A 26,050-nucleotide genomic window follows, 5' to 3' on the forward strand; every position below is an offset into this window, starting at 1 on the left:
CTCACTTTTATCGGGTTCAACTCATTGTAAAGTTGTCTATTTTTATCGGTTTATGGCCGATTATCGTGAAGCCAGATAACAGTCTGTCTAGGTCAAATTGAGTCAGGGTGTAGACCTGCTTTTTCTCTTGAGTGGGCCATTTGAATTTGGCTTTTTCGAGCCGTTTGTACCACAGAGCGAAGCCCGTTTTATCCCAGTACAAGACTTTGACTTTATCGCGTTGTTTATTGGTAAACAGGAACAGCGCACCGCTTCCGAGCGGTAAATCGGTTTCAGATTCAATAATCGCCGCCAGACCATTAATGGACTTTCTAAAATCCACGAACTCCCGATACAGGTAAACATTAGGGGCACTCAGCATTCTCTTCATGACAGTGCTCCGATTAACTCTGCCAGATACGAGGCAGGTGTTCCCTGGGGGATGCTGAGTTCAACGTCATTAATCAATAGTGTCATGTTGGCAATCGGTGTTTGAGTCATCTGGTAGCGTGTCGTTTTTTCAACGACTTCAGCTTTAACGAATCCACTGCTCTTAGGTTGCTCTATGAACTTTAGTTGCTGTCGCTTGGCATGGAAGGTTGAAAGGCTCAGCCCATTTTGTTCACAGAACACGCGTTGAGACAGATGACTGGATTCGTATTGATCGAATAGGGTATGCCATTCTTGATGAGAGAGTCTTTTTGCCATTTCAAATCTCCTTGAGGTTGGAGATTTGATCTTATGGCGTGCCGAGATTGATTAGAATGTGGGGTTTATGACGCGCTTACGCTCAAGCACTGAGTCCGTTACTTTTGATATCAGCGTTGGCGAGACATCGGCATCATACATTTCCTTGAACGTTGCGACGATTTCACGTGTGGTCATGCCTTTCGCGTACAAGCTCAATATCTTGTCGTCCATGGATTGGAATCGAGTTTGGTGCTTGCGGACGAGTTGAGGTTCAAAGCTGGCTTCACGGTCGCGGGGAACGTCGATATCGATTTCTCCATCATCGGTGATGATTGACTTGCCCGAGTAGCCATTGCGGGAGTTGGAGCTGGTTCTAGATTGGTGTTTTTGATATCCAAGGTGCTCATCGAGTTCAGCGTTTAACGCCGTTTCAACGGTCACCTTGGTTAACATTTTGCGGAAGTCATCAAGATCAGATTCTGTCTTAATTGACTTTGCTGCTTCACGAGCAAAAGCTTCGAGTGCTTTCTTATCCATATTGTCCATCCTTAGCCTTTAAGGCTTAAGTTTAGACAGTTACACAGAATTCAGGACACTCTCGCTTTACATAATGTCCGTTGAAGGAGACATTCAGACCACCACAACCATTGTCATCACTGACTACCAATACATTATACTCCAGACTAATTAGAAGCTCACAACCATCGATATCATAATGTATTTGGTTACCATCTAAGGCCACAATTCCACCTATCTCCCCGACATTTATAAGGCCAGATGTGGGATCTCCAATCCAAGACGATGTACCTGACACTCTATATTTGTTTAAATCAATCTTGATCAAATCAATAAAAGCAGAATTAGAATCTAGCTGCCCATTAACATAGCGCTCGTAGTTGCCTTGAACGTGAAGATCAATTTCTGCGTTTACTAATAAAGGAAAAATCAGAATACTTAAGAAAGTAATTACATTCTTCAACAGAAAGTCTCCTCAATAGCCTAACGCCCGCCTAAGGGGTTGGCAACGCATTAACACGTAACTCAAACGCAACAGCCGTAATCACTTCGGCTCAATAGGACTAGAAACGCCACGCGTTGACAGTCACTCTTGAGGCTTTTGTTAGTTGCTACAAGCCAAATGTTCCACGAATTAATAACACAACCAACGCAAAGAGAATGAAGGTTGAAAAGTAGTATAAAATCCCATGAAATGTGCCTCCGCCACCTTTGCTAAATGCTACATGTTTTGTCATCGGGCATTCATAAGTTTTCGCTATGTGCCTATAAGCAACGAAGTACCAAATCGACACTAAAGGCTAAAGTGATCTGCTCCAGCCAGACTGGACACTTCATTAAGCGACATTTTTATTTTCAAAGTTAACTGGACTTAGATACCCAAGAGCACTGTGCCTTCTTGTCCGATTATAATCAACCTCGATGTATTCAAAGAGCGTTTGACGCATCTCGTCTCGCGTCATGATCGGCTCATATTGGATCGCTTCAACCTTCATTGAATGGAAGAAGCTCTCAACACAAGCATTATCCCAGCAGTTTCCTTTCCTACTCATACTTTGCTTTAGATTATAAGCGGTTATGATGTCTCGATAATCTTTTGAGCAGTACTGACTACCTCGGTCACTATGAACGATCACCTGCTCAGGGAACCCACGACGGAACAAGGCCATTGATAATGCATCGCAGACCAGTGTTGCGGTCATTCTGGTATCCATAGACCAGCCGACTACTTGCCTTGAATAAAGGTCAATAATTACCGCCAAATACAGCCAGCCTTCACTTGTCGCAACATAGGTGATGTCTCCCGCCCACTTTTGATTCGGAGCCTCCGCGTTAAAATCCTGAGCTAGCAGGTTCGGAGCAACTGGCATTTTATGTTTGCTATCCGTAGTGCACCTAAACTTACGTGCCGCTTTCGGCGTTAAATCCTGACGCTTCATACTAGCGGCAATGGTTTTAACATTACGGCTATCACCGTTCTCTGCCAGCTCTTTCTGGATACGCCTTGAACCATCACGGCCTTTGCTGTTGTCAAAAGCCTTTTTGACCTTCGTATCAAGCTCTTGGCGAGTTACCTCGCGCTGAGTGGCCTTGTGGCGATGCTTAATCCAGTAATAAAACCCACTTCGTGAAACCCCGAACACCTTAGCCATGCGGACAGCACTGAAGCACAGCAGGTGTTCGAGCATAAATTCGTAGCTATCTACTTTAGATTTTTCGCGAAGTAGGTGGCGGCCTTTTTTACGATATCTAGCTCTTCAGCTTGCTCGGCCAATTGCCTTTTGAGCTTTGCGACTTCAGCGGCTAGATCTTTTTCCCGCTGACTGGTGCTAGTATCTTTCTTGGCTGCTTTACGCCAACCGTAGATCTGGGATTCGTGTAACGAGAGATGCTGCGCTGCCGTAGCTACTCCCAGCTTTTCTGCTAGCTTCAGTGCTTCTGCTTTAAATTCAGCAGAATGGAGAATACGTTTTTTCTTGTTTGTCATGGTTCACCTCATTAGTGATTGTACTCACTTAATTAGGTGTCCAAAACTGGTGGTGCGGATCAAACGGTCGGTAACACCTGTGATGGTGGCCTCAGAGACATCAATGCCATACATATCTTCTACGTGACCACGGATATCACGGTAGCTCATACCGAGCGAGAACATAGATAGGATCTTACGGTCGATCTCATCGTATCCGCCCCATGATCCCACGGGGCGATATTGTTAGTGTTGGAAGTTCCAAGGCAGGAGTGCATCGATATCAGGCTCAGATTTCGCTAGCTCTTTCATGCACTTAACCATGTAGTCGTAAAGGATAAGGCCGTTGGCTTTCGCTGTCTCGACGATACTGTAAAGCATCGCGCTCGCTTCAGCTCCATTGGGATTGGTCGAGAAGAGCCAGTTCTTTCTGCCTATAACCAGCGGTTTTATTGCGCGTTCAGCACGATTATTGTCTATCGATAAGTGACCGTCATCGATATAGCGGCTCAGCTTCGGCCACTGACCGAGCGTGTATTTTATCGCTTTACCCAGCGGGCTAGACTCAAGCACTTTCTGAGTTGTCATCCATTCATAAAGCTCATCCAGTATCGGCTTAGCATGCTCTTGGCGCTCTGCTTTCCGTTTTTCGGCACAGGCACCTTTTAAGCGTGATTCTATTCCATAGAGTTTCTGGATTTTAGCCAATGCACTATCCGCTTTGCCTGACTTGCCTTTGCCTTGCAGCTTTTTCGCCTCCATGAACTTGCGCCGAGCATGCGCCAAGCAACCGACATTGGTGACGAGATGAAGCCCATCATAAACACCATAGCCATCGGTTTGTAGATAACCACTGTAATCCCCCAAGAAGGCAACAGGGCACGCCCTAGCTCGACTGTTTTGATAGTCGTACAAGACGATATTTCTCACATTAGGGAGGGCGGCTTCAGGCGAGTCTGCGCCCGAGCAGTAAAGCCACATATAACACTGTTTATCTTCTTTGAGGACATTGAGCGGCGTTTCATCCGCCTGAATCACCACTTGCTCAAGTAGGTGCGTTTTTAAGGCCGCGTAAAGTGGAGCGAACTTCTCACTGACTTGGATAATCCACCTTGCCATGGTGGTTCGTGAGAGTTCGATACCCGACTGGGTAAACAGGGATTCTTGGCGGTAAAGTGGCATCGCGTATTGATATTTGCCGAGGATGATATTGGCCAACAAGCTTTCTGTGGCGAAGCTCTTCGGGATAATGCTTTGCGGCGCTGGCTTTTGAACGACGTGGTTTTTGTCTTCTGTTTGCTCGCATTGGCGGCAAGCATATTTAGGACGAACATATTCCAACACTTTTAGTACCGCTGGCGTGAACTCAAGTTTCTCGCTACGGTCTTCACCGATTTTATGCAGGTTATGTTGACAGCAAGTGCACTGCTTTTCATCGTCGTTTAAATCGAGTTCGATAACTTCACGAGGCAAGGTCTTTGGCAGTGGTTTGCGTTTACCACGTTTCTTCTTTGTGATGGTCGTTGTGACAACTTCAACCTCTTCTTCCTTAGCGGCCTCACACTCCGCTTCGTTGAAGAGATCACCTTGAGATTCATCGTAAGGCTTTAACGCCTCCGAGCGTTTAGCGAACTGACGGTCGAAGGCAAGTTTGAGCTGTTCAAGCAGCGATTGACGCTCTTGTTTCAATTGGGTTTCTGACGCCAACAGCGCTTTCACCATCGCTTGTAGCTCGGCAACATCTTGGCTTTCTGAGTTGATATTTGGCGTCTTTTTCATGGCATTGATTATACTAAAATCATGCCGTTAATGCTTGGTGGATATGGCTATATTATCGCTTAAGTCATTGTAAAATCGTTTATTCTAACGGGTTTATGGCCGATAATCGTGAAGCCAGAAAGCAGTCTGTCAAGCTCGAATTGAGTTAGGGTAAACACCTCATTTTGCTCTTTTGATGGCCACTTGTACTTGGCTTTTTCAAGGCGCTTGTACCAAAGAGCAAAGCCTGTTTTATCCCAGTACAGCACTTTGATTTTGTCGCGCTGTTTGTTGGTGAACAGGAACAGTGCGCCGCTGCCCAAGGGCAAGTCGGTGTCATTTTCGATAATCGCAGCGAGGCCGTTGATGGACTTTCTAAAATCGACGCTTTCGCGATAGAGATAGATTTCGGGAGCACTGAGCATACGTTTCATGACAGCGCACCGATAAGCTCTGCGAGATAGGTCGCTGGCGTGCCTTGTGGGATGCTCAGTTCAACATCATTGACGAGCAGCGTCATATTGGCAACGACAACGTGAGTGGCTTGATACTTTGTGGTCTTTTCAACGACTTCTGCTTTAACAAAGCCAACCGTGTTCGGTTTTTCGATGTGCTTTAACTGTTGGCGCTTAGCGTAAAAAGTGGAGAGGCTCAGTCCGTTACGTTCACAGAATAATCGTTGTGATAGTTGGCTGGATTCATAGTGTTCGAACAGGGTTCGCCATTCTTGGTTAGTGCGTCGTTTGGCCATTTCAAATCTCCTTTGGGTTGGAGGTTTGATCTTATTATTCGGGCTAGGTGATTAGAATGCGGGGTTTATGACGCGCTTACCGTAAGAATCAGAGCCACGAGTCTTGGTAACCTGCTGGCTATAATAGGCAACCAAGCTTTCTCATTAAGCGTCGGCAATAATGACCACTCGATCTGGTTCGCACCAAAAAAAAGAGATGTAGCGCACAAAGTTAAGAACGCCAGAATCGTACGAAAAGTCATTTAGAATGCTCTTCAAAATAGTAGGGATATTGAGACGCATCTAGCATCTAAATTCAGGGGAAAATCAAGTAGAATGAAGTACTCATAAAATAGAATCACCATCAATAAATGTCGAATTCTAAAAAATGGTAACTATGTTTCTTTTTAATAAAAAATAAGGTCACAACTAAACTCTCAAAAATTTTTAGATCTACTACAGATGTAAAGTAATTAGGGTGAAACAGAGCCTCACTAGTCTAAACAAATCAAAAGATAATGAGAATGGATGTCATTTTTATTTATGATATCATACGCATTCATTTATGCAATAATATGAAATGTAGTTTATCGCACATTCGAGCTAATTAAGCGGTCTGCCTTTATTACCATTTTCGACTGGCATAACTGCTAACGCCATACATATTAGCTTTTGTATCCGAACTCTTAAAGAAGCGCTTAGGCACGGTGATCCTCCCTATTCTTTAACACCGGTATGTGTGATTAATAATTGGGTCTGCGGTTTTAATTTTATGTTCTTGTTGTTACGTACCAGAATTCAGTAAAGGTAATAAATAGTGATTAAATTAACAGGGTTAAGTAAGATGATCTGCTCCAGCCAGACTGGACACTTCATTAAGCGACATTTTTATTTTCAAAGTTAACTGGACTTAGATACCCAAGAGCACTGTGCCTTCTTGTCCGATTATAATCAACCTCGATGTATTCAAAGAGCGTTTGACGCATCTCGTCTCGCGTCATGATCGGCTCATATTGGATCGCTTCAACCTTCATTGAATGGAAGAAGCTCTCAACACAAGCATTATCCCAGCAGTTTCCTTTCCTACTCATACTTTGCTTTAGATTATAAGCGGTTATGATGTCTCGATAATCTTTTGAGCAGTACTGACTACCTCGGTCACTATGAACGATCACCTGCTCAGGGAACCCACGACGGAACAAGGCCATTGATAATGCATCGCAGACCAGTGTTGCGGTCATTCTGGTATCCATAGACCAGCCGACTACTTGCCTTGAATAAAGGTCAATAATTACCGCCAAATACAGCCAGCCTTCACTTGTCGCAACATAGGTGATGTCTCCCGCCCACTTTTGATTCGGAGCCTCCGCGTTAAAATCCTGAGCTAGCAGGTTCGGAGCAACTGGCATTTTATGTTTGCTATCCGTAGTGCACCTAAACTTACGTGCCGCTTTCGGCGTTAAATCCTGACGCTTCATACTAGCGGCAATGGTTTTAACATTACGGCTATCACCGTTCTCTGCCAGCTCTTTCTGGATACGCCTTGAACCATCACGGCCTTTGCTGTTGTCAAAAGCCTTTTTGACCTTCGTATCAAGCTCTTGGCGAGTTACCTCGCGCTGAGTGGCCTTGTGGCGATGCTTAATCCAGTAATAAAACCCACTTCGTGAAACCCCGAACACCTTAGCCATGCGGACAGCACTGAAGCACAGCAGGTGTTCGAGCATAAATTCGTAGCTATCTACTTTAGATTTTTCGCGAAGTAGGTGGCGGCCTTTTTTACGATATCTAGCTCTTCAGCTTGCTCGGCCAATTGCCTTTTGAGCTTTGCGACTTCAGCGGCTAGATCTTTTTCCCGCTGACTGGTGCTAGTATCTTTCTTGGCTGCTTTACGCCAACCGTAGATCTGGGATTCGTGTAACGAGAGATGCTGCGCTGCCGTAGCTACTCCCAGCTTTTCTGCTAGCTTCAGTGCTTCTGCTTTAAATTCAGCAGAATGGAGAATACGTTTTTTCTTGTTTGTCATGGTTCACCTCATTAGTGATTGTACTCACTTAATTAGGTGTCCAAAACTGGTGGTGCGGATCAGTAAGGGCGGCTCTATTTAATTGGCACGACCTTGCTCCTTTTCAGTTTGGCAAGTTCCTCCCTAAGCTCCGCATTCTCATACTCAAGGTCATCGATACGAGCCAATGCCTGAACCAACTTGTCGTTGAGATGGTGTTGTGCAGCCGAGAAAAGGGCTAGCTTCTCCCGTTCGCTCTCATACTTGGCCTTGAAGTTATCCTTGATGCGCTTTTCCTCGTTCAGCTTTGCACGTACCGTCTGGATCTCTGGCCGGATGATTTCACCTTTGCCTGCCGCAATTTCAGCTTTGGTCTTTTTAATCTTTTCAACAAAATCAGGGTAGTAATAACCACTGCCATTACCCAAGTTTGCTTCTTCTTCAACGGCTCTCACACTGAGCTTACGATGAGTAGGTATCCGTCTGGGTTTCCCTTTAGCAATTCGGTCTAAAGCAGCTTCTAGCGCAACGAGTGTATTTTCACTTTTCCCCATGCCTAAACCTCCATCACGGCCAGTTCTGCTTCAAAGACCGTAAATTCCATACCAAAATCTCGCATCACGTTTTCTGCCGCCCTAATTTGAGTAATATAGTGACTTCTGTCTGTTACCGATATATCGTCACCATAAGCCATATAAGTTGTTAAGCTTCGGTGCTTTCTCTGCCACCACTTAGCTTGTTGCTCATCAATGATGCTACTGCCAGAACCACAATCCACACAGAATTGAGGCATTAATACACCATCCATATCGCAATTGTATCCATTTTTACAGTAGCTATGACTTGTGCCGTGAAGGGTCAGTTTTCCTTTTTTGACTGCTCTGTAGATAACGTCCCATGAACTGTAGATTGTCGGAACATCACCTCGCATCTTCATTATGGCTTGACCGTGAGAACCTGAGAGTTTTTCATCAGAGTGCCATTGTTTAAAAATTTTATTCGCGGTGGATTCAGCATTAATCTCTTCGAGTGCTTGCTGTATTTTCGTATCCACCTTTAAATCTCGCAGGCTCGCTAGTTTACCACCGTTGGTATACCACTCTGCCATTGAGAGATACAGGTGTTTAAATTGCTGTTTAAGCGCAACCAGTGTCCCTAAACGGTTCTTCACGCAGTAAAACGCTAGGGTGCGTCTAAATTGGTGGGTAGCCATAGGCCAAGGTTTACCGATAATAACGAATTCTTTAACTTTATCTAATGAGCGAGGATTGGAGGTTAAACACTCTTGATAATCTTCTTCTGTGACCACGAAATCAAATTGCTTACAAAAACGCTGTAATCGCTCATTCCACTTCGTGATTAACCTCGGTGGTACCGAGCGAGCACTCTGGTTCAGCCATAATGAATCCGCGTACTTCTCATCAGGGTAAGTCGCTTCGCTTCGCCAGCGTTTCGTTAGCATCGTCATTAAGTCAATTGCTGTTTTGGAAGAGGCCGCTGTCACCCACGTTTCGCGCTTTTCTCCTAGCTTAAAGGTATGAGATTGCAGCATGTGGTGTACTCGACCGCTCAAGGTGTCTTTGTAATAACTGTTTGGTGTGAGTTTATCCAATTCTGAATCTCGCATCCCACTGAACCCACCGCATACAATATAACTCGCGGTAATGAGTTGCCCTAGGTAGCGTTTGAATTCGTTAGCATTTTTAAGTGGGACGTGAGGGAGTTTTTCTGCCAATGGAGAAATAAGAGAGTGAGGCTCACGAGGTTGGTAGTCCGCAATGGCTGTTGAGTATTTTCGGTTATCAATACTTCCATCACCGTTCATAAAAGTATAAGAGTGGCCTTGCTGAACCTTACTGTCCAAAATCCTCTTGCCTGCAATATAGTTGTCTTGTAGCGCACTTTCTGTATCGGCCAGCAGTTGGGCGTGAGGCAGTGCCTCTTCAATGAGCGCTATCGCCTTGCCGTAGATGGCGTGACATAACCGCTCTGGAATAACCAGAGTTTGCTGCCCATCTTTATCACTCAGTCTTTGAGCCTCTTTGTTTGATTTAATCGGTTTGATATCCAGAGGTATGTTGTGCCAACCTGCATCACCGATTGCGCCATTGATAGCAACAAATGTTTGCTCAAGTGTTCCCTGAGCATAACCCTGCTCTTGAAGAAAATTATCAAGCTTTAACCTAAGTGGCGCAGAGGACAGTGCAGCCAGTGAGGTTTGGTTTTGCTCCTTTAAGAATGAGTAAACTTTTTTTATGTCTGTTAGTCGAGAACTAGCACCTGAAAAACTCAGGGCTTTTTTCCCTTTTGGACTGGCGTTAAAAAGCCAGCCCACGGTAAATATCTTGAGTTCACGTTGCAATTCAGGTGCGGCGTCAAACATTGAGAAGTTGAGTGTGTTTCTCTCTTTCTTGCGTGAGAAAGGAAGGCAATCCCAATTGCTTTGCCCAAAAGTCGCTGTCACGTTACCGTCTCTATCTTTGCAAATAACCACGGCATCCAACTCTTCAAATCGCCCTTCGTGATATAGAGTAATGATGTCCACGCATTGCACTTTATGCTCTTCGGGGAAATCTGAAGTATATAAGTGGCTGGTTTTCATTATGATAACTCCTGAGAGTGCGATGGGATGAGACCAAGAACGGAGTCCGCATCATCCCAGTTGGGGTGATAACCTTCATCATCAAGCTTGTTTTCTGCTTGTTTGAGTAGTTTTTTGTCGATACTGGGTAAGATGTTCTCGTCTATGAAGGTCACGATGTTTTCAAAGTTCTGTCGGTAGTGGCTGGCATCGAGATGTAGGTAGAGTGATTCCTCGATACACGCTTTAAAGCTGAGTAGACACCAGATATCTGAGAGCGATTGAACAATGACCTGACTGGGGCAGCCGAAACAACCGAGTAAATCAGCACAGGCCAATTTTTCCCCTTCTCTTAGCAGCCCTTGCTTAAGCGCTTTCTTGGTGTATTTTTCTGACTTCTCACCAAAGGGAGTGGCACAGCTCCCACCGTTGGGGGTGCGACTTAAATCCGGTAGGTTGATTTTGTTTTCTTCTTCAATGACCAGAACATCAATGCCTAAATTGGTCTGCGCCTGTTTCGTATTAACCCCCCGCTTAATCTCTTCTTCGCGTATCGACATCGCATCCTGCATCATGCCATCGTTAGTTATTCGGTTTCCTTCGCTATAGCTTTTCTTTCTCGTGTTAGGGGTATTGCCTAGCATGATGTCATTCATCATTTCGCCTTGGTGATAGGCGGTAATCTGTGCGCCCGTTTCACGAAAACGGCTAATAACTGGGCGTAGTCTTCGTCCAGTTTGGCCGGTGAAGGTAAAGTGCTTTTCAACCCAGTGCCTCAGGAAGTCATTAAGAGTTGCGCTTTTCAGCGTAGTCGCTTTCTGCGCTACTACGGTTTGAAGCAGTGTTGCGTTTTCATCCGTTGATATTAAGCGTGACGCATTGAGTAAGTGGTCGAAAAATCGCATGGCGTATTTCGGTATATCCAGTTCATGCTCGCCTATCTCAACCTGAATGGTTTTGAATGCTCTGCGCTTAAAAGCAGGCATGGTGTACCACGTTTCTCCGGCAGACGTCGAGGCATTGCGCGGCTGAGGTAGCTGGAATAGGGCACTGGTGTTTGCATAGGTGTAATAAGACAAAAGGTACGCACCAGCGCTCATCATCTTCGAAATTGCACCACACAGGTTATAGGTTTGGCCTTTCCACTCAAAGGTCATTGTACTCTTGTGGTTATAAGCCTTGATGTGCGTCTCAGGCGATTCAATAAACTGGTGGTAGGTTTGTTTGAACAGACTGCGCAAGAATGGGAGCAGTTGGTTTAAATCACTGCGGGTATAGGCTTCGAATGGCTCTGTATCGCTGGCATCTAACACCGTGATAGCGTTAAAATAGCTTGATGGTAAATCTAAATAATCACGAAATAGCACCAACAAATCAGAGTGGTACCTTTTATAAGTAGACCTTTTCAATGTTCCCTGCATAACCCTTGTATGCAGATGAGACATATAGCCTTCCAGTGAGTCTTGTGTAAATGCAATCGCGTTAGTTAAGTCACACCAACGAAGGTACTGAGACAGTCCATTGTAATAACTATACAGAGTTGCATGACTCGCTCCTTCTTCTATCTTTTCACCAAATCGGGCTTTGATTTGATGCACAAAGCCTAGACGGTCGGCATCTTTAAATTGACCGCCTTGCTGTAGATTTTTCGTGACAGGAAAGTACTTAACCAGAAAGCGATTAAAGTCTGCGACATTGTTACGCTCCGTGTTTAGCTGAAAACAAAGCTCCGAATCCCAGCCGTGGAGGTATGAAACCTTATTATTCATCCTCACCACCTAGTGCTTCGTGCATGATGCTATCTAAAATGCCAAACTTCACTTTGAACGCTTCTTTGCGTTGTAGGTAACGTAGATACTTCCAAGTCGTGGATTCATTTCTATGCCCCATCCAGCCCATTAACAGCTCCATACACTCCATTGGAGATAGGCCAGCCTCAAGCAAGTCATTTAATCGGTATGTACCGTAGGTTGAGCGCAGGTCGTGGAAGCGATGAGTAAAGGAGGGGTATTTTTTTTGATGGACGTTCTAAACTCTGTCCACCGAGCTTCAATAGATTTAGCGGTCACTGGATTGCCTTGCTCACTCACAAAAAGAGGCTCATGACGCTCGCACAGCTCAAACCTTTCGATGGCATCTTGTTTTAGGGACGGTGCATTCTCGGGCAATGATTCTAATTTGACATTGAGTTTGTTTACCCGTTTGATTCTCCGCTCAGAGGTTCGGTATTCATTCAGTGTGGTTAATAGTTCTGATGAGATTTCTACACGCCTTTGCTTTAAGTATTTAGTCTGAACACCTGTCGATTGAGGTGATAAAACTATCTCGTAACGATGCTCACTTTCAGCCAGTGGTGTTGCGGTATCAAGGGCATTCAGGGAGAGAGTTGCCACCTCTTGGATTCGCATTCCCGTATCAATAGAGACCAACACCTGTAAGCGCAACTCTTCGGAAGCGCTAGGAAGGTGCTGTGTCAGTATGCCCAGTGACTCTTGACTGAGGGGTGATAAAGGTCGAATGTTCTTACTGCTTGCATCCTTGGGTACTTTTATTCGCAAGTCACTCGTTTCAACGGTAAACGTTGGCGATATATGTGCCAGCATTCCAGTGCTTTGAACGGATACAAACTCCATCTTAAAAGGAGCCTCTTTCTCGTTCTTGATTTTTAAGTAACCATCATGCATTAACCATTTGTAGTAGTTAACAATTTGATTCATTCGGACGCTTGCTGTGCTGTGAGCTAATTCACCGTTCTTGATTTGTTTTAACAGGTGAGAACGAAATAGATAAGTTGGTTTTAGTCTTTTGACGGGAGGGAATTTATCCCATGCTAATTGTTTATCCTCAAGGAATTGGTAGTAAGCATGTAACGCTTGAGCGCAGGGGGAGAGGTCTTTAGCTGCTTTGATGGCTTTTTGGTAGAAGAGGTAACTATTTGCTTCGTGGTTGAACGAACCATCTTGATTAAACAGTGTAGGCAGTGAGCCGATATTCCCCTCAACAGGAGAGCATTGACAGTTGTTATCACTGACTGATAGTTCTGTCCGTTTATAGACATTGCTTGATTGTATGAGATACATAAATTCACCTAGAAAACTACTGACCATACATACGGTATAGTCAGTGAGTGATTATTTTCCAGATTTATTTATGTGTGTAAGATGCTTTTCCTACACTAACCTGTCATGGTAACAAACTCTTCACTACCCGTTGGGTGTATTGCCACAACTGAATCAAAATCGGCCTTGGTTGCGCCCATTTTCATGGCTACGCCAAAGCCTTGAATCATTTCATCAACCGCAAAACCGATGCCGTGTAGGCCAACAACGGTTTCTTCAGGGCCAGCGCATACTAGTTTCATTTTGCATGGTTGACGGTGAGAGGTGACGGTGGTGTACATGGCCGTGAAGCTAGATGTATACACTTTGACATTCTCTTCGCCATATTGCGCTTGGGCTTCTTGCGTGGTGAGGCCAATTGTGCCGATTGGCGGATGGCTAAAGACCACGGTCGGGACCAGTTTGTAATCCATCTTCGCATCGGTTTTGCCATTAAACAGGCGCTCTGAAAGTTGACGGCCTGCTTTGACGGCAACAGGTGTGAGTTCAATACCGCCTTCCATGATATCGCCGACACAGTAAATGCCCGCGACGTTGGTTTGCTGGTACTCATCAACCTTAATATAGCCTTGTGCATTGGTTGCCACACCCGTTGCTGCTAGGTTTATCGCATCGGTTGCTGGGTGGCGGCCGATTGCCCAAATGAGCGTATCAACGTTTTGGCTTTGGCCATTTTCAAGGTGTAGAGTCAGGCTGCCATCGGCTTCTTTGATCACTTCTTTTGGCACTGAATGAGTATGTAATGTTGGGCCTTCCGCCGCCATGACTTCAGTGAGTGTTTCGATGATCATGGGATCAAAGCTGCGCAGTGGTGATTCTTTGCGCACGTAAAGGTGCGTTTCAGTGCCGAGTGCGTTGAGTACGCCCGCGATTTCAACCGCAATATAACCTGCGCCCACAACCGCGACGCGTTTAGGTTGTTCGGTCAAGTCAAAGAAACCATTGGAATCAATGCCGTATTGCGCCCCTGGGATCGCCGGAATCGTTGGGCGTCCGCCAACGGCAATCAGGATATGATCTGCCGTGTAGTGTTCACCGTTTACTTCTACGGTTTTTGCATCAACAAAGCGTGCAAAACCGCGGATCACTTCCACTTTATTATTGCCCAATACGCGGTCGTACGATTGATGAATACGGCCAATATACGCTTGGCGGCTCTCAATCAGTTTTGACCAATCTAATCCTTTGACATCGACATCGAAGCCATAATCTTTGGCATAAAGGTGCATTGCTTCAGCAATTTGCGCGCCATGCCACATCACTTTTTTCGGAACACAACCGACGTTGACACAAGTGCCGCCAAGGTCTTTGGCTTCAATCAGTGCGACTTTCGCACCATACATTGCCGCGCGGTTCGCTGAAGCGATACCACCAGAGCCACCACCGATACAGATATAATCAAAATGCGTTGTCATTACTTTCTCCATTATTCTTTTTTCATCCTATTTGACCTTGGTTTTGTACGGTGTTGGCAACCATAGCAAGGCGAAAAAGGTTCTCTACTTCTTTGATAGATTGGGTCAGTTTATTCTGGTACAACCCATTCGACTTTAAAATGACCGGTTACCGGGGCAATCGCTTGCTGAAGAAACGGTAAAATTTCCTGCATTTGCCCTTCCAGTGTCCACGGTGGGTTAATCACTATCATGCCTGAAGCGGTCATGCCACGTTCATGGGTGTCTGGCGACACGCCCAATTCAATTTGTAAGATTTTGCGAATGCCGAGGCTTGCCAGCCCTTCAAGCAAGTCATCAATGGTGTCGCGATTCACTACGGGATACCAAATGGCGTAGATACCCGTCGCCCAGCGCTTATAACTTTGGGCAATGGCTCTTACGACATCGCTGTACTCTTTGGCCAATTCGTAAGGGGGATCGATCAACACTAAGCCGCGACGCTCTTTCGGTGGCAGGCTACCGATTAAGCGTTGGAAACCATCTTCTTTGTAAATCGATACCTGACGATCTCGGTGGAACTCTTGCTCGAGCAAAGGGTAATCGCTCGGATGCAATTCGGTGAGCACCATACGATCCTGTGCGCGTAGATGAGCACGCGCCACACGTGGTGAGCCGGGGTAGTAACGTAACTCTTCGCTTTCATTGAGCGCTTTTACTGCCTCAAGGTAGCTTTGAATGGCGGGTGGCGTTACATTTTGTTGCCAAATACGAGCAATCCCTTGTTTATATTCACCAGTTTTTTCTGACCATTCATGGGTCAAGTCATAACGGCCCACACCAGAGTGGGTGTCATGATAAACAAAAGGCTTCTCTTTTTGCTGTAATGCATTGAGGATAAGGCTTTGTACGATATGCTTTAATACATCCGCGTGGTTGCCCGCGTGAAAACTGTGGCGATAACTTAGCAAAATAGGCTCTCAAAACACCCCAAATGGAGTGTGTTTCATCAATCAAACGTATTGGCTGATTATACGCCACTATTGAAAATTGCTGAACCTACCTATATTTACTATTTCAGATAAACAAAATCGACGGTTGCCGTGAAACAATCAGTGACTGTTGCAGAGAAATGCATCAACGTGCAGGCGCGTCTTAACTTAAAAGGAATGTTTTATGTCTAATCCACTTCTCACTTTCACGGATTTACCGCCGTTTTCCGCCATTAAGCCAGAGCATGTGAAGCCTGCGGTTGAGAAAGCGATAGAAGATTGCCGCACCGAAATTGAAAAACGCCTTGCTGGCAATAGCACCCCAACGTGGCAAAACTTGATTGCACCCATTGAAGAGGTGGATGATCGCTTAAGCCGCATTTGGTCGCCAGTAAGCCACCTTAATTCTGTGCTCAATAGCGATGAACTGCGTGATGCGTACGAAAGCTGTTTGCCGCTGCTGTCTGAATACGGCACTTGGGTTGGGCAACATAAAGGCCTGTTTGAAGCCTATAAGAGCATGAAAGCCAGCGATACTTTTTCCTCGCTCTCTCAAGCGCAGCAAAAAACCATCAATGATGCACTGCGTGATTTTGAGTTATCGGGGATCGGCTTGCCATTGGCAGAGCAAAAACGGTACGGCGAGATCAGTAAACGTCAATCTGAGTTGGGTTCTAAGTTCTCTAATAACGTACTGGATGCCACGATGGGCTGGACCAAGCACATTACTGACGCCAATCAATTAGCGGGCATGCCAGAATCGGCGTTAGCAGCGGCACAAGCGGCGGCGCAAGCCAAAGAGCTCGATGGTTATTTATTAACGCTCGACATTCCTTCTTATCTGCCAGTGATGACTTATTGTGATAACCAAGCTTTGCGCAAAGAGCTCTATGAAGCGTATGTCACACGTGCCTCGGATCGCGGGCCAAATGCGGGCAAGTGGGATAACAGCGAAATCATCGCTGAGAAGCTCAAACTGCGTCATGAAATAGCCCGTATGCTCGGTTTTAATACCTACAGTGAAAAATCACTGGCGACTAAAATGGCGCAAACGCCCGATCAAGTGTTAGGGTTTTTAAATGATTTAGCCACCAAAGTGAAACCGCAAGGTGAGCGTGAAGTCGAAGAGTTGCGTCAATTTGCGCAGCAAGAGTTTGGCGTGACCACGCTAGAGTTGTGGGATATCGCTTACTACAGCGAAAAACAGAAACAGCACTTGTTTGATATTTCAGATGAAGAGCTGCGCCCTTATTTCCCAGAATCGAAAGTGGTGAGCGGCCTATTTGAAGTACTCAACCGCGTATTTGGCATGAGCGTCAAAGAGCGCTCTGGGGTTGATACTTGGCATCCATCGGTGCGTTTTTTCGATATTTTTGATGCGAAAGGATCACTGCGTGGCAGCTTCTATCTCGACCTGTATGCGCGCGAACATAAGCGTGGCGGCGCGTGGATGGATGATTGCCGTGGCCGCCGTATCACTCAAAATGGCGAGCTACAAACACCAGTGGCTTATTTGACCTGTAACTTTAATCGCCCAATCGGTGATAAACCTGCGTTATTTACTCATGATGAAGTGGTCACTTTATTCCATGAGTTTGGACACGGGATCCACCACATGTTGACTCAAGTTGAAGTGGGTGCGGTATCTGGCATCAACGGTGTACCGTGGGATGCGGTTGAACTGCCCAGTCAGTTCCTTGAAAATTGGTGCTGGGAAGAAGAGGCGTTAGCGTTTATTTCAGGTCATTACGAAACGGGTGAACCGCTACCAAAAGAAATGCTCGATAAAATGCTCGCGGCGAAAAACTTCCAGTCAGCGATGTTTATTTTGCGTCAACTTGAATTTGGTTTGTTCGATTTCACCTTGCACACCACTTACGATCCCGAAGTAGGGCCGCAAGTGTTGGAAACTCTCGCCCAAGTGAAAAAGAAAGTGGCCGTGTTACCAAGCCTTGAGTGGAACCGTTTCTCACACAGCTTTAGCCACATCTTTGCTGGCGGTTACAGCGCAGGTTACTACAGCTACTTATGGGCAGAAGTACTTTCGGCTGATGCGTTTTCTCGCTTTGAGGAAGAGGGGATTTTTAACCCACAGACTGGACAAAGTTTCTTGAACAACATCCTTGAAATGGGTGGTAGTGAAGAGCCGATGGAGCTATTTAAACGCTTTAGAGGCCGCGAGCCGAAAATTGATGCGTTGCTGCGTCATGCGGGGATCGCCGCGTAGTCACGCGCTTAAAATGCGATGAAGCTCGAATTAGCCCACCTTTGCGGTGGGCTTTTCATTTTTGAATGCCCAGAAAAATGTGATAGAGACGAGCATCTTGCCGCGATTTGAGGTTATAATCTGGACAATTATGTATAAATAACCAGTAGCTTAGCCATGATGGATCCTTCTCTCTTACTCGACGGTCTCAACGATAAACAGCGCGAAGCGGTTGCCGCGCCTTTAGAAAACTTGCTGGTGCTTGCCGGAGCGGGGAGTGGTAAAACCCGAGTATTGGTGCATCGCATTGCTTGGCTTATCTCGGTTGAAAACGCCTCGCCTTTTTCAGTGATGTCGGTGACTTTTACCAACAAAGCGGCGGCGGAAATGCGTGGCCGAATTGAAGAGTTGATGATGGGCAGTGCATCGGGCATGTGGAATGGTACCTTCCACGGTATTTGCCACCGTATTTTACGCGCTCACTATCTTGACGCTCGCCTGCCTGAGGATTTTCAGATCCTCGATTCTGAAGATCAACTGCGTTTGCTGCGTCGCTTAATCAAAGCACAAAACCTAGATGAGAAGCAGTGGCCTACGCGCCAGGTGTGCTGGTGGATTAACGGTAAAAAAGATGAAGGTCTTCGTCCGAAGCACATCGATGCGTACCGCGATCCCGTGACTCAAACCTATTTGCAGCTTTATTCCGCGTACCAAGAGGCGTGCGATCGCGCAGGTTTGGTTGATTTTGCCGAAATTTTGCTGCGTTGCCACGAGATGTTGCGTGATAAGCAGCACATTCGTGAACATTATCAAGCGCGCTTTAAACACATCTTGGTCGACGAATTTCAAGACACCAATAACATCCAATACGCGTGGCTGCGCATGATGGCTGGGCGCGATTGTCACGTGATGATCGTCGGTGATGATGATCAGTCCATTTATGGCTGGCGTGGTGCCAAAATTGAAAACCTCGAAAAATTCACGCAGGAATTTCCAAGCGTTAATACCATTCGTTTAGAGCAAAACTACCGTTCAACCAAAACCATTTTGCAAGCCTCGAACGCACTGATCGCGAACAACACCGAGCGAATGGGTAAAGAGCTCTGGACAGATGGCAGCGAAGGCGAGCCAATTTCTCTCTATTCGGCCTACAACGATCTTGATGAGGCGCGTTTTACCGTCAATAAAATCAAAGAGTGGCGAGATAAAGGTGGCGCATTAGAGGATTGTGCGATGCTTTATCGCAACAACGCCCAATCTCGTGTTTTGGAAGAAGCCTTGATTCAAGCAGGCTTGCCCTACCGTATCTACGGCGGCATGCGCTTCTTCGAGCGCCAAGAGATAAAAGATGCGTTAAGTTACTTGCGTTTGATGTCTAACCGCAATGATGATTCGGCCTTTGAGCGAGTCGTAAATACGCCACCGCGTGGCTTGGGTGATAAAACGCTGGAAACCATTCGTTTTGCGGCGCGAGATCGCGGCTGTACCTTGTGGCAAGCGAGCCTTGTACTGTTGGAAGAAAAAGTGCTCACAGGACGTGCGGCAAGCGCATTAAGCCGGTTTATTGAACTGGTCAATGCCCTTGAAGATGATAGCGCTGAGATGCCGTTACACAGTCAAACCGACCATGTAATCAAAACCTCAGGTTTGTTTGAGATGTATCAGCTTGAAAAGGGTGAAAAGTCCAAAGCCAGAATTGAAAACTTGGAAGAGCTAGTCACCGCAACACGCCAATTTGAAAAGCCAGAAGAAGCGGATGAGATGAGCATGTTGACGGCCTTTTTAACCCACGCAGCGCTGGAAGCGGGCGAAGGGCAGGCTGACGAGTTTGATGATGCCGTACAGTTAATGACACTGCACAGCGCGAAAGGGTTAGAGTTCCCGTTGGTGTTTATGGTTGGCGTTGAAGAGGGCATGTTCCCTAGCCAAATGTCGGCCGAAGAAGCGGGGCGATTGGAAGAGGAGCGCCGTTTGTGTTACGTCGGAATGACGCGCGCCATGCAAAAGCTCTACATTACTTACGCTGAAATTCGCCGTTTATACGGTCAGGATAAATACCATAAGCCGTCACGCTTTATCCGTGAGCTGCCAGAAAACTGCCTTGATGAAGTGCGCATGAAAGCGCAAGTGAGCCGACCAAGCAGTGCTGGGCGTTTTAGTCAAACAGCGGTCAAAGAGAACTTTAACGAGACGGGCTTTAGTTTGGGCGCACGCGTGAAACACCCTATTTTTGGTGAAGGCACCATCATTAATTTCGAAGGTAGTGGCCCGCAAAGTCGAGTGCAAGTCGCTTTTAACGGTGAAGGCATTAAATGGCTAGTGACTGCTTATGCCAAGCTAGAGAAACTATGATCTTCCTTGTACAAAGAAAGGGTACTTTTCTTTGCTGAGATGGTTGGATTGTTCTCCTCCCTCTTTGAGGGGGAGGCAGGGAGGGGTGTTTATGGCGTTGTTTAAACCAAATACCTAACCTAGCCGTTCAAGATATGAAAGCTGGATAACTCATATGCTTATCCAATCCAAAAGAAAAACCCCGAGGGCTTGCGCCCTGCGGGGTTATAGTCTTACTTGCAGCAATCCAGCTACGAAAGTGCTCCATGCATCAAATCCATGATAGTGGCTGAATTCCGTCAGCTTAATCCGTTCTTCGCCTTCCTAGCGGTGTCCTTGGCGACTTCCTAGTCTGCTAACCATCCACGTTAGCGCGCTTCACTTGTTCCTTGAGCGGTGTCCTTTACATCATCCTGATGTTCAGTCCTTGCCTCGTCCAGAGGTGTCCATCGTCTTTCCTTAGTAGTAACCATCCTAGCTACTATTGCGTCCATTCAATGTCCAATTTGCTTTCCGTGCCGACCATTCATCCTGAGCAGTCGTCTCTTCATCCTGAAGATGACCAATCCGTGGTGCTTTCCTGTTCCGTGTCAGAATCCTTCCGACAAGGTTCATATTACCCATCTCTAATTTATCGGCAATGCTAGAGAAACTCTTTTTTCGCAAAGGGTTTCTCTAGCTGGTTATTATTTTATTTAAAATCAATTATTTAGGTTTTTTGGTGTTGATTTTCCTACTCAAAAAGCGATATTTGCTCACTCGTTTGTAAGAGATCTCGCACAAAAATGGGCGCGAATCGCTGCATCAATGGCTAAGGCTAAGCAGCGCTTGCAATAAAATAAGTCCACCGATGAGCGTAAAAATGATGCCACATACCGCATCAATATACACAGTGAGTGATTGCAAACGTTTTTGTAGGCGGGCGGTGGAGAGCATCCACGCCAAGGTTGAGAACCACATAAAAGAGAGCCCCCAAAGAATCAGCAAGGCGATACCTTTACCTGAAAAGGACATCCCCACAGGCACTAAACTCGACATTAAGCTGATAAAAAAGACCAAAGCTTTTGGATTAAAAATATTGGTGATAAAACCGCGGGAAAAGGCTTGGCGTTGATTTTCGATCAGCTTGTAGCGCTCATTGTTGACTCCGACAGCTTGTGGCGATCGCCAGGTGGTGTAGATGGATTTGAGTGCGCCCAAGCCTAAATAGAATAAATACCCCCCGCCGGCCAGTTGCACCATCGCAAACAGTGCAGGTTGTTGATGCACCAAATAGCTTATCCCTGTGAGGCTAAGCAATGAGTGAATGACAATGCCACATGATAACCCTAGCGCAATAAAAACTCCGGTTCTGCGACCGTAACGGGTGGCATTTTGTACCACCAGTGCCACATCTGGGCCGGGGCTTAATAATGCCATAAAATGTACGCCAGCCAATGTGGCCAATATGGAAAGTTCGTTCATGTATTCTCCTCATGTTTTACGGTGAGTATGCGTGGAGAAAACGTGCTTGCCTTGTAAATTTCTGACAGTTTGGTTAGTAAAGTGTGCGATTGATGGCGGAGGGTGGCAGGCCAAAGGTTGCTTTGAACGCCTTACTGAAATGGGCTTGATCATAAAAACCGACTTGATAGGCGACTTCAGTGCTAGAGGTGCCGGTTTTCAACAATTTCATCGCTTGCTCTAAACGTAAACGCAATAACCATGCATAAGGTGTGATGCCCGTTTGCGCCTTGAAATGGCGCTGAAACTGAGTGGGTGAAAGCTGGCAAAGCTGAGCGAGTTGCTCGAGGCGGATTGGTTGGTCGAGTTGACTGAGTACCCACTCTTTCAGCGTGGCGAGGTTGCGCTGGCCAAGCGGTTTAACCTCCGGCAGTTTCAAGTGGCTATAGCGTTCAAGTAAAGGTGTGAACCCTTGGTAGGGTAAGCAATCTTTAGCGAGTTGGCTGAGCTTATCCTGCTTCATGGTGTGATGAAGTTGCAGCAGTGAGCAAAAAAGTGGCGCGTCATCGACTATTAACTGCTCAAAACCCAGCACTTGTTCAATCTGCTTGGCTTCTAAGGTTTGCTGTAGCCAAGTAGGTTCAATAGCAAACACTTGCACTTGGTAGCCAGAGCCATTGTGCGCTTGCCCATCGTGCAGTTCATCTGGCGACATCAGAACTACGCCGCCCCGTTGTACCTGATGCCAGGCGCCTTGGTGGTAGAAGCGCTGCGTTCCTTGAGTGATAAGGCCAATATGAATATCAAGATGGTAGTGGCGATCAAACGCAAACTGGCGATAGTCTGCATCAATCAGACCGATCGCAGGATAGGCCGTTTGGCTGTAGCTCACTTTATCCATAGAGACCAAAATTTAGGGTTGAATAATGCAAGCTTAGCCAGCCATGTCGCCACTGTCTTGTAAAAAATGATCACAGAACCCTCGATCGCTTTGACGAACGAGGGGAATAAACAATCCTAATTAAACGGATGCCCTCTGAGCGCGTCGCGCGGTTCGGCCTGTTTTTAAACCATCAAAACTGAACAGCAACAATGCTGCCCAAATAAAGGCAAAAGTGATGGCTTTATCACTAGAGAAGGCTTCACCATACACCAAGACAGCGAGCAAAAACATCAAGCTTGGGCCGATGTATTGGAAGAAACCCAGCGTTGAAAGTTTTAAACGCGTTGCTGCTCCTGTGAAACAAAGCAAAGGCAAGGTCGTGATGACGCCAACTGCGATCAGCAGTAGGTTGAGGTTAAGCGGATTGAGCGTCATATCTGAAGTTGGCGAGCTGGCGATAAACAATAGATAAATCAACGCCGCGGGCAACATCACCAAGGTTTCGATAAACAAACCTGTTTGGGCATCAACCGCCACTTTTTTACGCAGTAAGCCATACAAACCAAAAGTAGTAGCCAAAGCGATGGCGACCACAGGAATCGAGCCAAACACAATTAACTGAATGGCCACACCAATGGTGGCTAGCGCTACCGCGACCCACTGCAGTTTGCGTAATCGCTCACCAAGAAAAAGCATGCCGAGCACCACATTGAGCAGTGGGTTAATGTAATAGCCTAAACTGGCATCTAACATATGATTAGCATTGATCGCCCAGATGAAAATTAACCAGTTCACCGCAACCAGACAAGCGGTGGTCATTAGATAGATCATCTTTGATTTATGAGTAATCACACTGCGTACACTACGCCAGTTGCGGCCAAAATGAAGTAGTGCTGCTAACAAGAAAAACGACCACACTACGCGATGAGTGAGGATCTCAAGTGCAGGAACATTGTTGATTGCTTTAAAATAGATCGGTGCGATGCCCCACATAGTGTAAGCACCAATAGCGAGTAAAACGCCTTGTCTGGAGCGTTGTTGTTCTTCTGCGGTCATGATGAATTCTCAAAGGAGTGAAGTGCTGAGCCAGCGAAACGATTCGACAGTATATACTGTTCCTCAAGTAAGTTGCAGCTTTGTTAATCGACCGCCTACTCGGGAGTTTGAGTGGCGAATAATGGCCGAGAATCAAGTGATTCGCTTTACCGCTACATTTTGCGGTTTTATTCACCATCGAACCCCACTACAATAAGACGCTTTGCGGTATAGCGGTTGCTCTACCCCTTTTGTTCACCCTTGGAAATTTCATGACCGCAACGTTAATGGCTCAACAAACCGATCCTCAACCTGAGACACAGCACAGTATTTTACAGACTGTGTTCGGTTATCAGTCGTTTCGTGTCGGCCAGCAAGAGGTGATTGACGCTTCGTTAGCGGGGCAAGATAGCTTAGTTATCATGCCAACGGGTGGGGGGAAATCGCTCTGTTATCAGATCCCTGCGTTAGTCAAAGAGGGCATCACTTTAGTCATCTCGCCGCTCATTTCGTTGATGAAAGACCAAGTGGATCAGCTCAAAGCCAACGGTGTCGCGGCTGAGTGTATTAATTCAAGTATGTCACGTGAGATGCTGATGTCGGTGTATAACCGAATGAACGCGGGGCAACTGAAGCTGATTTACGCGTCGCCTGAGCGCGTTTTGATGCCCGATTTCATCGAACGCTTGCAGCAGTTGCCATTGGCGATGATTGCCGTGGATGAAGCACACTGTATTTCTCAATGGGGGCACGATTTTCGCCCTGAGTATGCGGCGTTAGGCCAACTTAAACAGCATTTTTCACACGTGCCTTTTATGGCACTGACGGCAACGGCCGATGACGCCACGCGCGTGGATATTTTGCACCGTTTGCAGTTGCAAGAACCGCACGTCTATCTGGGCAGCTTTGATCGTCCTAATATCCGCTATACCTTGGTCGAAAAGCACAAACCGGTTTCACAGGTGATCCGCTATCTTGATACGCAAAGAGGACATTGCGGCATCATTTATTGTGGCAGTCGCAAAAAAGTAGAAATGCTGACAGAGAAACTGTGCAACAACCATTTACGAGCGGCCAGTTACCATGCGGGTATGGACGCCGATGAGCGCGCTTATGTGCAAGAAGCATTTCAGCGTGATGACATTCAGATAGTGGTTGCTACCGTCGCATTTGGAATGGGGATTAATAAACCCAACGTGCGTTTTGTGGTGCATTTTGATATTCCGCGCAACATCGAATCTTACTATCAAGAGACCGGGCGCGCAGGGCGAGACGGTTTGCCAGCCGAAGCGATGATGCTCTATGATCCGGCCGACATCAGTTGGCTGCGTCGAATGTTAGATGAGAAGCCGGAAGGGCCACAAAAGCAGGTGGAAAGCCATAAGTTGGGCGCGATGAGCGCTTTTGCTGAAGCACAAACTTGTCGCCGCCAAGTGTTGCTCAATTATTTTGGTGAATATCGAGACAAACCTTGCGGCAACTGCGATATCTGCCTTGATCCCCCCAAGCATTTCGATGCCACGCAAGAGGCGCAAAAAGCATTATCGTGCGTTTATCGCGTCAACCAAAGTTTCGGTATTGGTTATGTGGTGGAAGTGATGCGCGGTATGCAAAATATCCGTATTCGTGAAAATGGCCACGACAAGCTCACGACTTACGGCATTGGTCGCGATCATAGCCATGATTATTGGGTGAGTATTTTCCGTCAGTTGATCCATAAAGGGTTGTTGCAGCAAAACATTACTCGCAATTCGACCTTGCAGTTGACGGAAGAGGCGCGGCCGCTGCTGCGTGGAGAAATGCCATTAGAGTTAGCTATTCCACGCTTAGATACTGCCGCTCGTGCGGCGAAATCAGATAAGTTATCCAACAAAAACTACGACAAACCACTGTTTGCCAAATTGCGTAAATTGCGTAAATCGATTGCTGATGAAGATGGCCTGCCGCCTTACGTGGTCTTTAGCGATGCGACCTTAATTGATATGGCGGAAATATTGCCCACTTCGTACGGAGAAATGTTGGCCGTTAACGGCGTTGGGCAACGCAAGCTTGAAAAATACGCCGACCCATTCTTAGACTTGATTCAGGAGCACTTAACCCACCATGGCTGAGTTCGGTTTAGCACACAATTTACAAGATGAAGGGCGACTCGTCCTGAGTACACCGCGTTTTGACGTCGATACTTTTCCTGCACTAGGCGAGCGTTTGGTCAAGCAGCTTTCGGCTACAGTGATAGAAAAACAGTGGGATGCGGACATTCACTCATGGTTGATTGATTTTGAAGGTTGCTTACTTTTTCTCAAAGCCGAGCATTACAGCGAGTCGGTTTGGCTTGAAGCACTTGCCATCAAAGAGAGCCAAGAAGAGCTGGCGTTTCTCGCGCAATTATTAGCGCGAGGTTTCTAAGCGTGTAGATCAACTC

At 46.4% G+C, this 26,050-nt stretch carries 20 protein-coding genes and 3 pseudogenes; 4 read left to right on the top strand and 19 right to left on the bottom strand.

The window, feature by feature from the left end:
- Positions 1 to 16: 16 nt before the first annotated feature.
- The 16 genes and pseudogenes from tnpB (N5E84_RS13680) to N5E84_RS13755 form a co-directional block, all read right to left on the bottom strand.
- Positions 17 to 370, bottom strand: a complete 354-nt coding sequence (tnpB, locus tag N5E84_RS13680) for an IS66 family insertion sequence element accessory protein TnpB (RefSeq protein WP_069212062.1) — start codon at positions 368 to 370, stop codon at positions 17 to 19.
- Positions 367 to 687, bottom strand: a complete 321-nt coding sequence (tnpA, locus tag N5E84_RS13685; RefSeq protein WP_081245520.1) for an IS66 family insertion sequence element accessory protein TnpA — start codon at positions 685 to 687, stop codon at positions 367 to 369. The genes tnpB (N5E84_RS13680) and tnpA (N5E84_RS13685) overlap by 4 nt, the downstream gene beginning before the upstream one ends.
- A 78-nt stretch (positions 688 to 765) precedes the next feature.
- Positions 766 to 1,206, bottom strand: a pseudogene (locus N5E84_RS13690) (transposase); the annotation flags it as partial.
- Positions 1,207 to 1,237: 31 nt separating this feature from the next.
- The gene (locus tag N5E84_RS13695; RefSeq protein ID WP_019283126.1) at positions 1,238 to 1,648 is read right to left on the bottom strand and encodes a hypothetical protein; all 411 of its coding nucleotides are present in this window, start codon (positions 1,646 to 1,648) and stop codon (positions 1,238 to 1,240) included.
- Between the two features lie 373 nt (positions 1,649 to 2,021).
- Positions 2,022 to 3,172 (bottom strand): IS3 family transposase gene (locus N5E84_RS13700; RefSeq protein ID WP_095661212.1). Its coding sequence is split into 2 segments (ribosomal slippage): positions 2,022 to 2,929 and positions 2,929 to 3,172, totalling 1,152 coding nucleotides; the frame shifts between segments, so codons are not numbered across the junction.
- Between the two features lie 57 nt (positions 3,173 to 3,229).
- A pseudogene (locus N5E84_RS13705) lies at positions 3,230 to 3,364 on the bottom strand (transposase); the annotation flags it as partial.
- A gap of 33 nt (positions 3,365 to 3,397) precedes the next feature.
- Positions 3,398 to 4,930 carry an IS66-like element ISVa11 family transposase gene (locus tag N5E84_RS13710; protein ID WP_069211897.1) on the bottom strand — a complete coding sequence of 511 codons (1,533 nt, stop codon included), beginning with the start codon at positions 4,928 to 4,930 and terminating at the stop codon, positions 3,398 to 3,400.
- A 59-nt stretch (positions 4,931 to 4,989) separates the two neighbouring features.
- On the bottom strand, positions 4,990 to 5,343 hold the full coding sequence (tnpB, locus tag N5E84_RS13715; RefSeq protein ID WP_019283195.1) for an IS66 family insertion sequence element accessory protein TnpB: 354 nt from the start codon (positions 5,341 to 5,343) through the stop codon (positions 4,990 to 4,992).
- A complete protein-coding gene (gene tnpA / locus N5E84_RS13720) occupies positions 5,340 to 5,660 on the bottom strand; it encodes an IS66 family insertion sequence element accessory protein TnpA (RefSeq protein WP_019283194.1) in 321 nt (106 codons plus the stop codon). The genes tnpB (N5E84_RS13715) and tnpA (N5E84_RS13720) overlap by 4 nt, the downstream gene beginning before the upstream one ends.
- Before the next feature lie 854 nt (positions 5,661 to 6,514).
- A protein-coding gene (locus N5E84_RS13725) for an IS3 family transposase (RefSeq protein ID WP_095661212.1) occupies positions 6,515 to 7,665 on the bottom strand; the annotation gives its coding sequence in 2 pieces (ribosomal slippage) (positions 6,515 to 7,422 and positions 7,422 to 7,665; 1,152 coding nt in all).
- A 74-nt stretch (positions 7,666 to 7,739) separates the two neighbouring features.
- Positions 7,740 to 8,198: a hypothetical protein gene (locus tag N5E84_RS13730; protein WP_019283409.1), complete on the bottom strand. Its 459-nt coding sequence runs from the start codon at positions 8,196 to 8,198 to the stop codon at positions 7,740 to 7,742.
- A 2-nt stretch (positions 8,199 to 8,200) separates the two neighbouring features.
- Complete coding sequence (locus N5E84_RS13735; RefSeq protein WP_069212054.1) at positions 8,201 to 10,246, bottom strand: hypothetical protein; 2,046 nt, start codon at positions 10,244 to 10,246, stop codon at positions 8,201 to 8,203.
- Positions 10,246 to 11,994, bottom strand: a complete 1,749-nt coding sequence (locus N5E84_RS13740) for a phage integrase N-terminal SAM-like domain-containing protein (protein WP_019283408.1) — start codon at positions 11,992 to 11,994, stop codon at positions 10,246 to 10,248. Before N5E84_RS13740 ends, N5E84_RS13735 begins: the two co-directional genes overlap by 1 nt.
- Positions 11,987 to 13,305: pseudogene (locus N5E84_RS13745) on the bottom strand (tyrosine-type recombinase/integrase). The gene N5E84_RS13740 and the pseudogene N5E84_RS13745 overlap by 8 nt, the downstream one beginning before the upstream one ends.
- A 95-nt stretch (positions 13,306 to 13,400) precedes the next feature.
- Positions 13,401 to 14,759: a glutathione-disulfide reductase gene (gene gorA / locus N5E84_RS13750; RefSeq protein WP_029388472.1), complete on the bottom strand. Its 1,359-nt coding sequence runs from the start codon at positions 14,757 to 14,759 to the stop codon at positions 13,401 to 13,403.
- Between the two features lie 110 nt (positions 14,760 to 14,869).
- Entirely contained in the window at positions 14,870 to 15,709 is an 840-nt protein-coding gene (locus N5E84_RS13755; RefSeq protein ID WP_013855685.1) for a 23S rRNA (adenine(2030)-N(6))-methyltransferase RlmJ, read from the bottom strand.
- Between the two features lie 205 nt (positions 15,710 to 15,914).
- On the opposite strand from N5E84_RS13755, the gene prlC reads away from it, so the two are divergent.
- The gene (prlC, locus tag N5E84_RS13760) at positions 15,915 to 17,957 is read left to right on the top strand and encodes an oligopeptidase A (protein WP_019283406.1); all 2,043 of its coding nucleotides are present in this window, start codon (positions 15,915 to 15,917) and stop codon (positions 17,955 to 17,957) included.
- 156 nt (positions 17,958 to 18,113) lie between these two features.
- A complete protein-coding gene (gene uvrD, locus N5E84_RS13765) occupies positions 18,114 to 20,288 on the top strand; it encodes a DNA helicase II (RefSeq protein WP_019283405.1) in 2,175 nt (724 codons plus the stop codon).
- A 783-nt stretch (positions 20,289 to 21,071) separates the two neighbouring features.
- Here uvrD and N5E84_RS13770 read toward each other — a convergent pair.
- The 3 genes from N5E84_RS13770 to rarD form a co-directional block, all read right to left on the bottom strand.
- On the bottom strand, positions 21,072 to 21,731 hold the full coding sequence (locus tag N5E84_RS13770; protein ID WP_069212055.1) for a LysE family translocator: 660 nt from the start codon (positions 21,729 to 21,731) through the stop codon (positions 21,072 to 21,074).
- 73 nt (positions 21,732 to 21,804) lie between these two features.
- Complete coding sequence (locus N5E84_RS13775; RefSeq protein WP_026028188.1) at positions 21,805 to 22,611, bottom strand: AraC family transcriptional regulator; 807 nt, start codon at positions 22,609 to 22,611, stop codon at positions 21,805 to 21,807.
- Positions 22,612 to 22,731: 120 nt separating this feature from the next.
- Entirely contained in the window at positions 22,732 to 23,649 is a 918-nt protein-coding gene (gene rarD / locus N5E84_RS13780) for an EamA family transporter RarD (RefSeq protein WP_019282797.1), read from the bottom strand.
- Positions 23,650 to 23,900: 251 nt separating this feature from the next.
- Between rarD and recQ the strand changes: the two genes are divergently transcribed.
- Positions 23,901 to 25,739: an ATP-dependent DNA helicase RecQ gene (gene recQ, locus N5E84_RS13785; RefSeq protein ID WP_029388346.1), complete on the top strand. Its 1,839-nt coding sequence runs from the start codon at positions 23,901 to 23,903 to the stop codon at positions 25,737 to 25,739.
- Positions 25,732 to 26,034 (top strand): DUF3630 family protein, encoded by a 303-nt coding sequence (locus tag N5E84_RS13790; RefSeq protein WP_013855693.1) that lies wholly within the window; start codon positions 25,732 to 25,734, stop codon positions 26,032 to 26,034. Before recQ ends, N5E84_RS13790 begins: the two co-directional genes overlap by 8 nt.
- Positions 26,035 to 26,050 lie beyond the last annotated feature (16 nt).

It is taken from the genome of Vibrio sp. J502 (genome assembly GCF_025397955.1).
GTDB lineage: Bacteria > Pseudomonadota > Gammaproteobacteria > Enterobacterales > Vibrionaceae > Vibrio > Vibrio anguillarum.

What these genes read in the sequence shown, in the direction of transcription:
- tnpB (WP_069212062.1), bottom strand. Translation starts at nt 370, where the DNA reads ATGAAGAGAATGCTGAGTGCCCCTAATGTTTACCTGTATCGGGAGTTC.
- tnpA (WP_081245520.1), bottom strand. Translation starts at nt 687, where the DNA reads ATGGCAAAAAGACTCTCTCATCAAGAATGGCATACCCTATTCGATCAA.
- N5E84_RS13710 (WP_069211897.1), bottom strand. Translation starts at nt 4,930, where the DNA reads ATGAAAAAGACGCCAAATATCAACTCAGAAAGCCAAGATGTTGCCGAG.
- tnpB (WP_019283195.1), bottom strand. Translation starts at nt 5,343, where the DNA reads ATGAAACGTATGCTCAGTGCTCCCGAAATCTATCTCTATCGCGAAAGC.
- tnpA (WP_019283194.1), bottom strand. Translation starts at nt 5,660, where the DNA reads ATGGCCAAACGACGCACTAACCAAGAATGGCGAACCCTGTTCGAACAC.
- N5E84_RS13730 (WP_019283409.1), bottom strand. Translation starts at nt 8,198, where the DNA reads ATGGGGAAAAGTGAAAATACACTCGTTGCGCTAGAAGCTGCTTTAGAC.
- N5E84_RS13735 (WP_069212054.1), bottom strand. Translation starts at nt 10,246, where the DNA reads ATGAAAACCAGCCACTTATATACTTCAGATTTCCCCGAAGAGCATAAA.
- N5E84_RS13740 (WP_019283408.1), bottom strand. Translation starts at nt 11,994, where the DNA reads ATGAATAATAAGGTTTCATACCTCCACGGCTGGGATTCGGAGCTTTGT.
- gorA (WP_029388472.1), bottom strand. Translation starts at nt 14,759, where the DNA reads ATGACAACGCATTTTGATTATATCTGTATCGGTGGTGGCTCTGGTGGT.
- prlC (WP_019283406.1), top strand. Translation starts at nt 15,915, where the DNA reads ATGTCTAATCCACTTCTCACTTTCACGGATTTACCGCCGTTTTCCGCC.
- uvrD (WP_019283405.1), top strand. Translation starts at nt 18,114, where the DNA reads ATGATGGATCCTTCTCTCTTACTCGACGGTCTCAACGATAAACAGCGC.
- N5E84_RS13770 (WP_069212055.1), bottom strand. Translation starts at nt 21,731, where the DNA reads ATGAACGAACTTTCCATATTGGCCACATTGGCTGGCGTACATTTTATG.
- N5E84_RS13775 (WP_026028188.1), bottom strand. Translation starts at nt 22,611, where the DNA reads ATGGATAAAGTGAGCTACAGCCAAACGGCCTATCCTGCGATCGGTCTG.
- rarD (WP_019282797.1), bottom strand. Translation starts at nt 23,649, where the DNA reads ATGACCGCAGAAGAACAACAACGCTCCAGACAAGGCGTTTTACTCGCT.
- recQ (WP_029388346.1), top strand. Translation starts at nt 23,901, where the DNA reads ATGACCGCAACGTTAATGGCTCAACAAACCGATCCTCAACCTGAGACA.
- N5E84_RS13790 (WP_013855693.1), top strand. Translation starts at nt 25,732, where the DNA reads ATGGCTGAGTTCGGTTTAGCACACAATTTACAAGATGAAGGGCGACTC.